Source organism: Dyadobacter sp. (assembly GCF_017744695.1).
Lineage (GTDB): Bacteria > Bacteroidota > Bacteroidia > Cytophagales > Spirosomataceae > Dyadobacter.
Genome location: NZ_JAGIAS010000009.1, coordinates 322,352 through 338,066, shown reverse-complemented (window position 1 = coordinate 338,066; position 15,715 = coordinate 322,352). Strand labels below are relative to the sequence as shown.

Here is a 15,715-nt window from a genome sequence, read left to right as displayed (position 1 = left end):
TGCCCGGCCGTCCGGCTTATAGATTTCTATGCAAGACTTATACTTTTCAATGGCTGGTATCGACCAGCTCTTCAATTCGTTTCCTATGTTGCTCGCGGATCACCGGCACTTGAGAGCAACACGCTTTAGGTGAAGAATTTAAGCTCTAAGCAACTGGCTCCTCCTCAACTACACTGTTGACCACCTTTATTTTGACTCCGTTGTCAGGGCCAAGTATGGCCGCATCCAAACCCTCCTTTCCTTGCCGTACTTGCAGGATAATGGATTTATTGTTTAAACGCAGATTGGTGATCGTGACCTCATTGATAAACGAAGGTAGCACCGGGTGGCAAAAAATAATCGTGTCGGTCGCTGCGTCGATCTCCATGCCCAAACAGGCCTGAAGCATTAAAAAAACCGCCCCTACCGACCAGGCCTGCGGAGAACAAGCCACCGGATACGAGGTGGGCCCCTGCCCTTTTTCACGGGGAAGGCCACAAAATAGTTCGGCGAGCCGGTAAGACTGCATATGACTTGCAGTATCAAACGTCGCCGTTAAGACCTGGATCGTTTCCTGCATCAAACCGTATCTGGAAAAGCCGCCGGCAATTATCGCATTGTCATGCGGCCAGATCGAGCCATTGTGGTAGGACATCGGGTTATAACGAACCTCGTCGTCGGCAATCGTCCTGATCCCCCAACCTGAAAACATGGGTTCACCCAGGAGACTCTTTGCGACGCTGATTGCATGTTCCGGGCTGGCAATTCCGGAAAAAAGACAGTGACCTGCATTGGAAGAAGCGACATTACACGGCTTCTTTTGGCCATCCAGCGCCAGAAAGTATGTCTGTTTGGTTTCTGACCAAAACGCCTTGTTGAAGTTTTCTTTCAGCAACGCAGCCTCCCTTTTTAACCTGTCGGCCGCAAGGTCATCATCCAGTGCCCTGGCTATTTCACAAGCCCTGACTTTCGCTTCGTATACATATCCCTGAACTTCACAAAGTGCGATCGGATACTCAGCCAACCCGCCACTTTCGTAAAATATGGCGTCCTGGGAGTCTTTCCATCCCTGATTGGTAAGTCCCTTGTGAGATTTGGTGGCATACTCCACAAATCCATCTCCATCCAAATCACCGTAATGATCGATCCAAAAAAGCGCTTGCTGGATATTTGGCCAGATTTCCGATATGGTAACCAGATCATTTGTTCGCCGAAGGTACCGGCCGGCCAGGCAGACAAACAGCGGAGTTGCATCAACCGTGCCATAATAAAGCTCAAAAGGGACCTCGCCTAAGGCTGCCATTTCGCCACCTCTTGTCTCATGGAATATTTTGCCGGGTTCGGCATCCTGAAAGTCGTTGAAGTCCCGGGCTTGTGTACGGGCGAGATACATCAATACCCCCTTTGCTATTTCCGGCTCCGCCCAAAGGCATTCCATCGCAGTAATGATCCCGTCCCGGCCAAACGGTGTGCTATACCAGGGTATTCCTGCATAAGGGTACAGCCCACGGGACGTTTGCGTGGTCATCGTAATCAGGTCCGACTTGGAGCGTTTAAGCCAGTCGTTGAACTGATCGTTGGAGGTGATGATATCAGCACAATAGGCCCCAACCCGCTCCATGTAAGCATTCAGTGCTGATTTTGCTTTTCCGAATGGCAAGGTTACCACCGGCGGCTCCTGATTATCAGAGAATGATATGGTTATTTCCAGCTCAATTTGCTGCTTTGGGTCCAGGCGGATCAGGTATACCGCCGAGTTGTGATTGAAGGCCTCTGGTATAGGGGTCAAACTGATGTTAGTCGTCCTGACAATGTCATCCAGGCCTTTATAGGAAAACTGCAAACCGCCATTGTCCCGGATAATTGGCTCTTTTATGCCCCTCCGTTCCCTGACGGCGCCCCTCACCTCGAATATATCGACAAAATCTGCATCGAACCGGATATCAAGCGAGAAACTGACAGGCTCAAGATCGTAGTTGCGAATACTGATTTTTTCATGATAAGCCGACCTCCAAAGAAACTTCGACCGTAAAAGGTGGATGGTACCATGTAAAATGACCTTTTCCTTGTCAATAAGGTCCGGGTTTGTTAGGTCGATCATCAACATCTGATTGTCTTCCCTGGGGCTACCGCTCAGCAGTACCGGGCGAACCCCGTCCAGATGCAGCTCCATCGCAGACAGATATCTTGTATCGCGATGGTAAATGCCTTGTTTACCCAAGGCGCCTACCTGGTGGATATCCCCATGCCAGTCAAAAACGGCAAAAGAATCGTCGTCCTTTAGCACCATCGTGCGCTGATCAATCAGGGAAGATGTTGCCAGGATATAGTGTTGGTCTTCGATTTCAATCAGGTTCATAAATCAGCAGGTTTGAAGTGGAACTTTTCCGCACGCTCGTCTATCATCCGCTCATACACACTGACATAAGCCTTGCTCATCACCGAGGAAGAGAAACGTCGGTCGAAAGCGTCCCTGCAACTTTCCCTGCTGATCAGCTCGATCCGCCGGACCGCCTCCACCGCTTGTTGCCGGTTATTTACGATATAACCGCTAACGCCATGTTCGACAATTTCAGGCACGCTGCCATGGTTGTATGCGATCACCGGCGTGCCGCATGCCATGGCCTCGATCATGACCAGCCCAAAAGGTTCGGGCCAGTCTATCGGAAAAAGCAGCGCCATTGCCTCACCCAAAAACTTCTCTTTCTCGGCGTCGGTGATTTCACCGATATATTCGACCAGTGGATGCTTCAACAATTTTTTGATGTTCTGTTCAAAGTATACCGCATCGTCTTTGTCAATTTTGGCCGCTATTTTGATGGGTATTCCACAAACTTTCGCGATATCAATAGCACGGTCCACCCTCTTTTCGACGGATATCCTTCCCAGGAAAGCCAGGTAGCTCCCCGGTTTAAAATTGGGTTTAAAAAGCGTGGCGGGAAGACCGTGATAAACGTTGCCTACCCAGTTCAGCCAGTCAAGTGGCTTCCGCTGGGCCTGTGAAATAGAAACAACCGGCATATCCGAGTAAATTTTATACAGATCATGCAGGTCAGGAATATTGAGCCTCCCGTGCAATGTGGTGATATGCGGCGCATGGTTCAGCCTCGACAATGGATAGTGCAGATAGTCGATATGGTAATGAATAATGTCAAAATGCTCAATCCGGTCTTGCACCAGTTGAAGCAAAGCAATATGAGCAGCCATCGAGTCCACACAGTCTTTATTGAGCCGCAACGATTTGGGTGTCGGGGAAATCAACCTGGCATGGGTTTGCGAGTCGCCGCTGGCGAAAAGCGTCACCTGATGTCCCATCCCCACAAGTTCTTCGGTGAGATAGGCGACCACCCGCTCGGTACCACCATAAAGCCTGGGAGGAATACTTTCATACAAAGGGGCTACCTGTGCTATTTTTAAGAAATCCATTTCGACGATCCGTTTGAATACTCCTATCGGCTTTCCATCACATACACGCAGAGCAAAAACCCCGTGGCCGCTTCTCAGGCTTCAGGGCCGCCACTTCCCAAAAGTTGGAAACTTATTTTACCTGTTATACGATACTCCGTAATCCTGTCCTGCTCGACGACCGCCGTCAATTCCTTGACGTAGATCGACCGGATGTTCTTCAACGTCTGGGCGGCGTGCGTAACCGCCGTTTGGGCCGCATCCTCCCAGCTCTCGGTAGAATTGGCCATTACCTCGATAACTTTTATTACAGACATAACTATCAGGTTTTAGTTAGAAATAGTGCCGTACGATCTGCCGGCAAGGACAGTAGGCAGTCAATAAATGTACCCTTTGCCAAACCGTATACAGGGATCCTAAGTGTAGAAAATTACCTGCACCTACCACATCGGCAGGGGAAACCGTTCCCGACTAACGCCTTGGAACAGACTTTGAAGCAGGTGGAAAATACTTGCCAACATTGATATCAGAGCGCCTGCTCCCATTTCCACTCCCGAACCTCGGGCATGTCCATACCGTGTTCGTTGATGTAGCTCCGGTGTGCAACCAGCCTCTCCTCCATCAGTTGCACCAGGTAGGCGCCTTCGGTGCTGACGCCGGGGAGCCGTTCAACCACCTCACGTACCAGGTGAAACCGGTCGAGGCCATTGAGTACAGTCATGTCAAACGGAGTCGAAATAGTACCTTCCTCGCGGTAACCCTTTACGTGGAAATTTCCATGGTTGGTGCGATTGTAGGTAAGCCTGTGAATAAGCCAGGGGTAGCCATGGTAAGCGAAAACAACGGGCTTGTCGCGGGTGAAGAGCAGGTCGAAATCGCGGTCATCCAAACCATGCGGATGCTCCCGGTTGGATTGTAATTTCATCAGATCGATCACATTGACTACCCGGATGCGAAGCGACGGCATATGTGTGCGCAAAATGGAAACGGCTGCCAGCGTTTCGAGCGTAGGCACATCGCCTGCGCAGGCCATGACCACATCCGGGTCGCGATCATGATCAGAACTGGCCCAACGCCAGATGCCGACCCCCATGCTGCAATGCGCCACGGCCGAATCCATATCCAGCCATTGGGGCGCAGGATGCTTACCTGCAATCATGACATTGACGTAATGTTTCGACCGCAGGCAATGATCTGCCACCGAGAGCAGGCAATTGGCATCCGGCGGCAGATACACCCGTACAATACTCGCTTTCTTGTTGACCACATGATCGATAAACCCCGGATCCTGGTGGGAGAACCCATTGTGATCCTGACGCCATACGTGCGACGACAACAGGTAATTCAACGAAGCGATCCTGCGGCGCCATGGAATGTCAAGTGTTACTTTCAACCACTTGGCATGCTGGTTGAACATCGAGTCGACAATATGAATAAATGCCTCATAGCTGTTAAAAAGCCCATGGCGGCCCGTTAGCAGATAGCCTTCCAGCCAGCCCTGACATAAATGCTCGCTGAGTACTTCCATGATTCGCCCTTCCGGCGCAAGAAACTCATCCTGATCTTTGATAGGCGCACTCCATTGGCGGAAAGATGCTTCAAATACGGCGTCCAGCTTGTTAGATACGGTTTCATCCGCACCGAAAATCCGGAAGTTACGCGCGTCTTTATTGGCATTTATAATATCCCTCAAAAAGCGCCCGAGCACCGTCGTATCGGATGCGTCTACCTGGCCGGGCGCCGTAACCTGCACTGCATATTCTTTAAAATCCGGTATCAGCAGGTCCCGCAGTAACAAACCGCCGTTGGTATGCGGGTTAGCGCCCATTCGGTGGTTACCATCGGGTGCCAGCGCGGCGATATAGGTATGCAGGCGGCCGCTCTGGTCAAATAACTCTTCCGGCCGGTAACTTTTCAGCCATTGTTCCAATTGGCACAAGTATTTCTCATCGAGCGCCGGTGAGGGTAAGGGCACCTGATGCGACCGGAATGTGCCTTCTATGGCTTTTCCGTCTACCATCTCAGGCCCCGTCCATCCTTTGGGCGACCTGAGCACGATCATCGGCCAGACAGGTCTCTGCTCAGCGCCCTCCTGCCGGGCTGCGGACTGAATCTCACGGATTTTATCGATAGCTTCGTCCACCGCGTTCGCCATTTGCCTGTGCATATTCATTGGTTCGTCGCCTTCGACCAGCAGCGGAAGCCAACCACAGCCACTTAAAAAATCACGTAGCTCCTGGTGGCTGATGCGCGCCAGTATCGTCGGATTTGCAATTTTGTAGCCATTCAAATGCAGGATCGGAAGTACGGCCCCGTCCGTCGCGGGGTTCAGGAATTTGTTGGAATGCCAGGCAGCCGCCAATGGGCCGCTTTCCGCCTCGCCGTCGCCTACGACACAAGCGGCGATAAGGTCAGGGTTGTCCAGTACCGCCCCGAACGCATGGCTTAGCGAGTAACCCAGTTCGCCACCTTCATGGATCGAGCCCGGGCATTCCGGTGAAACGTGGCTGGGAATGCCGCCGGGAAATGAAAACTGTTTGAAAAGCTTTTTCATCCCGCCTGCATTCTGGCTTACATCGGGGTAAATTTCCGAATAGGTGCCTTCCAGGTAAGTATTCGCTACCAGCGCCGGGCCGCCGTGACCGGGACCCGAAATGTAAAACATATTCAAATCGTAAGCCCTGATAGCCCGGTTCAGGTGGGCATATATAAAATTCTGCCCGGGCGTGGTGCCCCAGTGCCCGAGTATATTCCTTTTGACATGTTCCGGCCGCAATGCAGATCGCAAAAGCGGATTGTCGAGCAGGTAGAGCTGCCCGACTGACAAATAGTTGGCGGCCCGCCACCAGGCGTCGAGCATTTCCAGATCATTTGAATTCATATCTCGCATATCCGGTGTTAATTAAGGTTTTCTACCACCGCCAGCGTTTGCTCGGCAATGATGGCTTCTTCATCCGTTTTTATCACGTAAACTCGTGTGGAGCTGGAAGGGCGGCTGATTTCAAATGCATTTTCGGTATTGCTCGTCTCATCCAGAGAAATGCCCAGGAAACCCAGTCCTTTGCATATCTGCGCCCGGATTTCAGGGAAGTTCTCGCCTATGCCTCCTGAAAAAATCACGGCATCTACCCCACCCAGCGGCCCGCAGAGCCCGCAGAGGAACTTTTGAGCCTGATAGCAAAACAAATCCACAGCCTGGCGGGCACGAGCATCTTTCCCGGCCATTTCCAGCAACTCACCCATATCCGAGCTAACCCCGGACACCCCCACCAACCCGCACTCCGACTGCATCATCCGCTCTAACTGTGTCAAGTCAAAGCCCTGCGTTCGCATCAGGTAGTTAAATACGCCCGGATCGATATCGCCCGGGCGTGTGCCCATCATGAGCCCGGCCTCGGGGGTAAAGCCCATCGTCGTGTCGATGCTTTTCATTCCTTTCACCGCCGTCATACTTGCCCCACTACCCAAATGCGCGATGATCAGTTTTCCGGAAGCCGCCCGCTCGCCTGCCCGGCGGGCGAATGTCCGGAGCAGATAAGTGCAGGATAACCCGTGAAAACCGTAACGCGCGATGCCTTTGTCGGTCAGATACCGCGGCAACGGCATGGTTCTGGCAAGATCGGGAAGGTCTGCGTGAAACATCGTGTCAAAACATGCCACGTGATGGGCTTCGGGTAATGCCCGGCGCAGGCTTTGTACCATGTCCAAAGCCGCTGTCATATGGATCGGGGCCATCCCGCGGCTTTCTTCCAGCTCTGCCATTACCGTGTCGTAAATCAACACCGGAGTTCTTCGATTACCACCATGGACGATCCTGTGACCGACCGCTTTAATGGAATCTAACAAGCCGATCTTATCCAGACGGCCTACAATCTGCTGGGCAACTTCGGCGCCTGATACGTGCTGTATTTTTCCTCTCACAAGCACTTCTTCCGCTCCGCGATAGGCGGCAAATTTGACACTGGAAGAGCCGCAATTGATGGCCAGGATCATTGAGGTAGCCTCTGTCATAGATTCAGCGCAAAAGACCGTCTACCAGTAATTGCCACTGGACTTTGGAAAACACCTTTTTCCCAACAAACCCGGTGACCGCATTCCGTACCTTGTCGATGACCGGTTTAGCGGATGTGTTTTCGGCTATATTACGGTCGTACACGGCGGCGGTGATTCTGCCATTTTCACGGGTGATGGTAAAAGTGCTGGTGGATAGGCTATCGTAAAAGTGAGCGGGCTCGGCATCGCCGGATCCGGGCGCAGCGACAGGACGGACGCGAATGGCGATGCTCTCCACATTGGGATTGTCCGAACTGGCTATTTCTTCGATACGCACCCAGTCGTACCCCTCGCCTGAGGCGCTGCCGGGGCCAGGAATGTCTATTCGGATCAAAAGGCCTTGCTCCGCAGGCACATTTAAGGGCTTTCCCGAGCGATCTGAAACCACAAAATCGGCCAGAGCTTTACCTGCCCACTGCTGCCAATGCTCCACATCCATCAATCGCTGGCTCGCCTTCCTGAAAAAAGCCGTGGCATCGCTAAGGCTTTCAAAGTCTCGCGTTGCCTGCGCAGTGATCTTCTCACCCCGATAATTATCCGGTACTGTGCCTGTATAGTTTTTCTCAGCCATGACTGTTCCTATTTAAAGCCTGCGGTAGTGTATCCTCAAAATCAGACAAAATAGCATACCAGCCGCTGTCCCGTGCCTGTTTTACCGACAGCAGTGAACTTAACTGGAATATATTTTTATAATATACAGATCCCCGTCACGGTCGGGCCGGCCAAAATATCTTACTTATGATCGCTGCGATATGGAACTGTTAACCTGCGAGCATTACGCATCGGGCACATTTGAAAATGCCTTGACGCCAGGGCCATCGATGCTCCCGGTTGTTGCTGCTCCGTTCGCCTGTGAATCGAGTACCAGGTACCAGTGCGTATTTTCCGGCAATGAAAAGGCGAGCTCTTCATCGGAGAAATTAATATAACAATACAGTACCGATCGCTCGTCGATGCTGGTCCGTTTCAGAAGCAGCGCCTTGTCGGTCAGCACATCCGCGGCGATACCATCTTTTTCGAAATTGCGCAGTGCGGCATGTGTTTGCCGGAGGGCGATAAGGGCCTTCGTCCACGCAAGCAGATCGGCGTATTGGCCCTCATTACGCCTTTCCCAATGTATTTTGGATTGCTGGAAAGTGTCCTCTTCCTGCGGATTGCGAGGCTGCTGCCCATCCCCAAAATCTTTGAATTCATTATTTCGCCCTTCGATCACGGCCTGAATCAGCTCCGGCTTGCTGTGGCTTACAAAGAAAAAAAAGGGTGTATCCTCTCCGTATTCTTCTCCCATAAAAAGCATAGGCACGTAGGGCGAAAGCATCAATGCGGCCATCGCCACTTTTTGCCTTGCCACACTTATAAGCTGGCTGGGCCGCTCGCCACTCGCGCGGTTTCCCGCCTGGTCGTGATTCAGATTGAAAGCTACGAACGAAGAACCCCGGATCCCCGCCGAAGAGACACCATGCTTTCTCTTGCGGAATTTCACATAGCCGCCACTATGTACAAAACCATCTTTATAGGCTTTGGCAAGCTGCTCCACAGTTCCGAAGTCCGCATAGCGCTCGCGTCCCTTGTCGTCCAGCAATACGTAAAGCGCATGGTGGAAATCGTCCAGCCATTGCGCATCGAATCCCATACCACCGGTTTCGACAGGCCGGGTCACACGGGGGCTGTTCAGGTCGGATTCAGCGATGAGGTGAAACAAGCGCCGGCTGCGCTGCTGATGCGTATCAAGTTTTTGGTGGACAAGCTCCCAGAAGCTGAATGCACCCTTATCAAAAATCTCGTGAATGGCATCCATTCTCAGCCCGTCCAGATGATAATATTCCGACCAGAATATGATCAAATCGGAAAAATAATCTCTTACACCGTCCGACCACTCACCGTCAAAGTTGATCGCCTCACCCCAGGGCGTTGCGTATTTGCTGGTAAAATAAGGCCCGAAATGACCAAGGTAGTTGCCTTCCGGCCCCAGGTGATTAATGACGATGTCCAGAAACACGGAAATACCCAGGCCATGTGCAGCATTCACCAGGGCTTTCAGTTGGTCAGGCCCCCCGTAAGCGCTGTGAACCGAATAGGGAAATACGCCGTCGTACCCCCAGTTCCGGTTGCCGGGAAATTCCTGAACGGGCATCAGCTCGATGGCGTTGATACCCAGTTCTGCCAATGCCGCCAGCCGCGGGATGATTGCTTCGAATGTTCCCTCCGGCGTAAATGTGCCGACATGTATTTCATACAAAATGAGGTCTTCGAATGCTTTCCCCCGCCATTCGCCGTCTGTCCATCGGAACCGGTCGTGATCTACAACCTGTGAATATCCATGCACACCTTCCGGCTGATAGTGCGATGCCGGATCAGGGAAAGGCCCCTTGCCATCCGGTTCATAGCTATAAAGGAACGGCTCGTCCGGCCAGGGCAACAGCAGGTTGAAATAACCGTCCTCCTCCTGCTGCATTTGGAAAGATGCGGGTTCGCTGCCCTGGCAAATCAGGTTCATCTGCTTTGTTTGCGGCGCCCACACCGTGAACCGGATTTGTTCGTCCTCCCGGTGCGCACCTGCTTGGATATGGATCATACGATAAAATGGTTAAGCCCCTGGCCTATTTTGGATTTCCGGTTTGGAAAAACTTATGCCATCTCTGTTGCCCGTGCCGGCGTGATTTTAGAATAGGCTGCCGATTATTCAAAACAGATACACTTATGGAACACGCAACGGTCACATTTACCGCAGATCCCACCGCCACCCAGCACAAATGGTGGCAACATGGTATTATTTATCAGATATATCCCAGGTCCTTTCAGGATTCCAACGGCGACGGCGTGGGTGACCTGAAAGGAATCATCACCCGCCTCGACTACCTGCAATGGCTGGGCATCGACTGCGTATGGCTCTCCCCGATTTTTGCTTCACCCATGGCCGATTTCGGGTACGATATCTCCGATTACCGCGGCATTCACGCACTTTTCGGAAACATGGAGGATTTCGACGAGTTACTGCGGGAAGTTCACCGTCGGGATATGAAGCTGCTACTCGACCTGGTTCCGAATCATACCTCCGACCAGCACCCGTGGTTTCTGGAAAGCCGATCGTCCAAAAACAATCCGAAGAGGGACTGGTATATCTGGCACGACGGCAAGGAAGACGGCTCCGTACCCAACAACTGGCTTAGCGTATTCGGTGGCCCGGCATGGGAATGGGACCCTGTCACCAGACAATATTACTACCATGCCTTTCTGAAAGAGCAGCCGGATCTCAATTGGCGCAATCCGGAAGTACAGCAAGCCATGCTCGATGTTATGCGGTTCTGGCTCGAAAAAGGCGTTGACGGATTCAGAGTGGACGTGATGTGGCACATGATCAAGGACAGCCAGCTGCGCGACAACCCGCCCGTGCCGAATACCCCGGCCAATACCGCCAGCCCCTTGTATGACGAATACATGCCGGTCTATTCCACCGACCAGCCCGAAGTGCACGGCATTGTACGCATGATGCGCGAGCTCACGGACGCTTTCGGGGACAGGGTACTTATTGGTGAAATCTATTTACCGGTATCCAGACTCGTCGCCTACTACGGCCAGAACAACACCGGGGCGCACCTGCCATTCAATTTTCAGCTACTGACCCTGCCGTGGAATGCTCAGGAGATCGCCGCGGCGATCGACGCCTACGAAGGAGCTTTACCTCTGGGGAGTTGGCCAAACTGGGTATTGAGCAACCACGACAAACCCCGGATCACCAGCCGCGTGGGATTATCCCAGGCCAGAATCGCGGCCATGTTGCTGCTCACGCTCCGCGGCACACCCACTATTTATTACGGCGACGAAATAGGGATGACCGACGTCCCCATCCCCGTCGACGAAATCGTAGATCCGCAGGGGCTGAATATGCCCGACCTGAATATCAGCCGCGATCCGTCCCGCACACCGATGCAGTGGGGGCCGGAGATCAATGCCGGCTTTTCGACCCGCAAACCCTGGCTGCGATTACCTTATAATGCTGCGAGAGTAAATGTGGAGAAACAAAAAAACGATACCCATTCGATGTTGTCGTTTTACCGCAGGCTGATCGATATCCGTCGCAACAGCGCGGCACTGAGCGTGGGCAGTTACAGCCCGGTTTATTCGGACAGCCAGCTTATCTCCTACCTCCGACAGGAACACGATGAGACCTTCCTCATCATCCTGAACCTGAGCCACCGCCCAGCCTACTTCCGCCCGCAAAAAACCCATTACCAGGGCGTGATCAGGCTCAGTACCGAAGAAGAACGTATCGGCCAGCGGGTCGCGCAAGTGATCACACTGGCAGGAGACGAAGGCATTGTGGTGGAATTGATATAACCTGCTGGCACAGGTTTTTACCGACGCCCGAAATTCTGATCAGGGAATGAATGGAACACACATATATACTGCCACACCTACTATGGAACATCGCATTGGGAATGAGCTGCTGGAACCGGCCAGCGAGCGACAATTAAAAGTACTGCCAGGTAAACCTTATCCGTTGGGTGCGGTCTGGGATGGCAAGGGGATCAACTTCGCTATCTTCTCCGAGAATGCCGATGGTGTCGAACTTTGTCTTTTTAAACCGGAGAATGAAGCTGAGGAATACCTTAAAATCAAAATTGAGGAAGTAACCCATCACGTCTGGCACGTGTATGTTCCTGGTCTGGGCCCGGGCCAGCTCTACGGATACCGCGTACACGGGCCTTACGATCCTGAAAAAGGCCACCGGTTTAACCCCAATAAATTACTGCTGGATCCCTACGCAAAAGCGATCAGTGGAGAGGTCAAATGGGATCCTGCGGTTTTCGGCTTCCAGATCGGGAGTACCGAAGAAGACCTGAGCTTCAATGCCGAAGATAGCGCGGGCTTTATGCCAAAGGCGGTGGTCATCAATCCCGATTTCGATTGGCAAGACGACGTTCGTCCGGACATCGCCTACCATGATACGGTTATTTACGAACTTCATGTAAAGGGTTTCACCAAACTTTGGGAGGAAATCCCCGAAAACCTTCGTGGCACTTACGCGGCGATTGCGCACCCGGCAAGCATTAAACACCTGAAAACACTTGGTGTTACGGCCGTGGAACTGATGCCCGTCCACCATTTTGTAGAGGATCAGCACCTGCTTGACAAAGGCCTTGCCAACTATTGGGGGTACAATACGCTGGGGTTCTTCGCGCCGGACATCCGGTACAGTAGTCGTCGTGAGCAGGGCGGTCAGGTAAACGAATTCAAGGAAATGGTGCGCGAACTGCACAAAGCCGGTATTGAGGTTATTCTGGATGTGGTATACAATCATACCGCCGAAGGCAATCACCAGGGACCCACGTTTTCATTTAAAGGCCTGGACAACGCCTCCTATTACAGGCTCGTACAGGACGATCCGCGCCATTACATGGATTATACCGGCACGGGCAACACGCTGAACGTTTCACTTCCCAATGTACTGGCCCTGATCATGGATAGCCTCCGTTACTGGATAACCGAAATGCATGTGGATGGCTTCCGGTTTGACCTGGCAGCCACATTAGCCCGCACGCTGCATGAAACCGACACCCTAAGCTCATTCTTTAACATTATCCACCAGGATCCGGTCATATCGCAAGTGAAACTGATCGCCGAGCCCTGGGACATCAACGAAGACGGCTATATGGTAGGCAAGTTTCCCGTGGGCTGGGCAGAATGGAACGGGATTTACCGTGACCAGATCCGGGACTTCTGGCGTGGACAGGACGTGGAAATGACGGCCTTTGCGCGTCGCTTCACCGGCAGTCCGGACCTGTACCAAAGCGACTACCGCAGGCCTACGGCCAGCATCAACTTCATCACCGCGCATGACGGCTTCACGCTCAACGATTTGGTGAGCTTCGAACAAAAGCACAATGAGGCCAACGGTGAGGACAACCGGGACGGCGACGAGAGCAATCATTCCTGGAATTGCGGAGTGGAAGGTCCCACCGATAATGCAGACATCAATGCACTCAGAAACAGACAAAAGAGAAACTTCCTTACAACCCTGTTCCTATCGCAGGGGGTGGCCATGCTGAGTGCCGGAGACGAGCTGGGCAAAACCCAGCACGGCAACAACAATGCGTACTGTCAGGATAATGAAATCTCATGGCTCAACTGGGCAGCCGCCGACCAGTCGCTGCTGGAATATACCCGGGCGCTCATTGGCTTTTGCAACGCCCACCCCACTTTCCGTCGCAGGCGATGGTTCCAGGATTTACCGGTCATGGGCTCCGAGGTAAAGGACATTATGTGGTTTTGGCCTAACGGGCAGCAAATTCCCGATCATGAATGGGAGGGCCACATAGCACGGACTTTTGGTGTGTTTCTCAACGGGCAAGGGATCAGGTGCGTCGATCCGGATGGAAACAAAATCACCGACGACCATTTTTACATCATCTTCCACGCGGGAGATCAGCCCATGGACTTTATCCTGCCCGGTGCAGAATGCGGCTCGGACTGGCACGTCGTAATCAATACTGCGGAAAATTTCATCGGCGAAACCGATCATGCAATCGCTTCGAACGAAAAGCTGCATGTCACAGACCACTCAGTGATGGTCCTGAGATGCCTGTCGTCTCCTCCGCAAGCGAATGCATCTACGTGATATCATGGAAGGCGGCGGACGCATTTAAAACGTCTGCGCCGGTTGTACCCATTTCATTTTGGTACGATTTTAGCTTATCGCACACGCAAAAAATAATCAGCAAATGGAAACCAATCAAAACACACGCGATGGACGAAACCAAAGTCTCTGGCAAAAGAATATGTCGAAAACTGACGCAGGCAATGCTTTCGATCCCGCAATAACTTATGATGTACTGATTGTCGGGGCAGGTATTACTGGCCTCACTACTGCCCTGTTACTGCGAAAAAAAGGATTGAAATGCATCGTAGCCGACGCCCATAACCCGGGCTACGGAACCACCGGGGGTACGAGCGCCCATATCAACACGTTTGCTGACACGACCTTTGCCGAGGTGGAAAAAGCCTTTGATGAAGACGCCGCAAAACAATTTGCGAAGTCCATTGCCGAATCCGTGCAACTGATCCAGGAACTTATCGGGACTCACGGGATCGATTGCGATTTTGAGTGGAAAAATGGATATCTCTACGCACAAACCGATCAGGAAACCCGGCAACTGGACGATATATTTGCCAGTTCCCTGCGGGCGGGCGTCGAAGTTCGGGTAACCGATCAGGTCCCGATCACTGTTGAATACCAAAAAGCGCTCATCTTCGACCGGCAGGCACAGTTTCACCCCTTGAAATACATTTCAGGCTTGCAAGCCGCGTTCGCCGGCCTGGGAGGGGTCGTACTGGAAAACACACCGATTCACGAGATACAAACAGATAATGGAATTCATACCGCCATATCGGCCGGAAAGCAAATCCAGGCCAGCAAGGTCGTTTACGCCACGCATATCCCTCCCGGCGGGGTAAATGTGCTGCATTTCCGCAACGCGCCTTACCGAAGCTATGTCATCGCGGTCACGCTGACAAACGATAACGCCTATCCCGACGGCCTGGTTTACGATATGCAGGAGCCTTACCATTATTTCCGGACGCATATGATCGACGGGCAAAAGTACCTCGTAGCGGGCGGCCACGATCATAAAACGGGTCACGGCTCTCCCGAGCAGGCATTTGAGGACCTGATCAGTTTCACCAAAAAATGTTACCCGGTCAAAGAGGTATACACCCAGTGGTCGGCCCAGTATTACATCCCGGCCGACGGCCTGCCGTATATCGGACAACTTCCCGGCGCTTCCGACGGCATTTACACGGCAACCGGTTTTAACGGAAACGGTATGATGCTCGGGACTGCTGCGGCGAGCGTGATCAGTGACCTGATCCTGAATGGCCGGAGTGAATATGAAGCGCTTTATGATCCGTCACGCATCAAACCCATTGCCGGATTCACCGAGGTCGTCAAAGAAGGCGCCGATGTCGTCGCCCGATTTATCGGCGACCGTCTGGATTTCGGGAAAATCGACGAACTATCCGAAATACCTGCCGGCTCCGGCGCAGTGGTAGATTATGACGGCCAGAAACTGGCTATTTACAAAGATCCCCGGGGCAACATACAGGCCCTCGATCCGGTTTGTACGCATGCGAAATGCATTGTCCACTGGAATAATTCAGAGAAAAGCTGGGACTGCCCTTGTCATGGATCGCGTTTCGGCACCGACGGTACCGTACTTACCGGCCCTGCAAGAGAAAACCTGGCACATCGTGAGTAAAAGCAGTTAATATCCATTCATGC

10 protein-coding genes are annotated in these 15,715 nt (G+C 52.5%); 3 read left to right on the top strand and 7 right to left on the bottom strand.

Annotated features, from left to right (window positions below):
- Positions 1–145: 145 nt before the first annotated feature.
- The 7 genes from J7619_RS28000 to treZ form a co-directional block, all read right to left on the bottom strand.
- Complete coding sequence (locus J7619_RS28000) at positions 146–2,338, bottom strand: amylo-alpha-1,6-glucosidase (protein ID WP_291207046.1); 2,193 nt, start codon at positions 2,336–2,338, stop codon at positions 146–148.
- Entirely contained in the window at positions 2,335–3,405 is a 1,071-nt protein-coding gene (locus J7619_RS27995) for a glycosyltransferase family 4 protein (protein ID WP_291207043.1), read from the bottom strand. Before J7619_RS27995 ends, J7619_RS28000 begins: the two co-directional genes overlap by 4 nt.
- A gap of 74 nt (positions 3,406–3,479) precedes the next feature.
- Positions 3,480–3,701, bottom strand: coding sequence for a dodecin family protein (locus J7619_RS27990; protein WP_291207039.1), 222 nt, complete (start codon positions 3,699–3,701; stop codon positions 3,480–3,482).
- Positions 3,702–3,910: 209 nt separating this feature from the next.
- Positions 3,911–6,265: a phosphoketolase gene (locus J7619_RS27985; protein ID WP_291207036.1), complete on the bottom strand. Its 2,355-nt coding sequence runs from the start codon at positions 6,263–6,265 to the stop codon at positions 3,911–3,913.
- Between the two features lie 17 nt (positions 6,266–6,282).
- Positions 6,283–7,395: an acetate/propionate family kinase gene (locus J7619_RS27980; RefSeq protein WP_291207034.1), complete on the bottom strand. Its 1,113-nt coding sequence runs from the start codon at positions 7,393–7,395 to the stop codon at positions 6,283–6,285.
- A 4-nt stretch (positions 7,396–7,399) separates the two neighbouring features.
- The gene (locus J7619_RS27975; RefSeq protein ID WP_291207031.1) at positions 7,400–8,008 is read right to left on the bottom strand and encodes a hypothetical protein; all 609 of its coding nucleotides are present in this window, start codon (positions 8,006–8,008) and stop codon (positions 7,400–7,402) included.
- Between the two features lie 204 nt (positions 8,009–8,212).
- On the bottom strand, positions 8,213–10,012 hold the full coding sequence (gene treZ / locus J7619_RS27970) for a malto-oligosyltrehalose trehalohydrolase (protein ID WP_291207028.1): 1,800 nt from the start codon (positions 10,010–10,012) through the stop codon (positions 8,213–8,215).
- Positions 10,013–10,137: 125 nt separating this feature from the next.
- Between treZ and J7619_RS27965 the strand changes: the two genes are divergently transcribed.
- The 3 genes from J7619_RS27965 to J7619_RS27955 all read left to right on the top strand — a co-directional run bounded on the left by J7619_RS27965 (position 10,138) and on the right by J7619_RS27955 (position 15,692).
- Positions 10,138–11,775, top strand: a complete 1,638-nt coding sequence (locus tag J7619_RS27965; protein WP_291207025.1) for an alpha-amylase family glycosyl hydrolase — start codon at positions 10,138–10,140, stop codon at positions 11,773–11,775.
- A gap of 82 nt (positions 11,776–11,857) precedes the next feature.
- On the top strand, positions 11,858–14,056 hold the full coding sequence (glgX, locus tag J7619_RS27960; protein ID WP_291207022.1) for a glycogen debranching protein GlgX: 2,199 nt from the start codon (positions 11,858–11,860) through the stop codon (positions 14,054–14,056).
- Positions 14,057–14,159: 103 nt separating this feature from the next.
- Complete coding sequence (locus J7619_RS27955; protein WP_291207019.1) at positions 14,160–15,692, top strand: FAD-dependent oxidoreductase; 1,533 nt, start codon at positions 14,160–14,162, stop codon at positions 15,690–15,692.
- Positions 15,693–15,715: the final 23 nt, after the last annotated feature.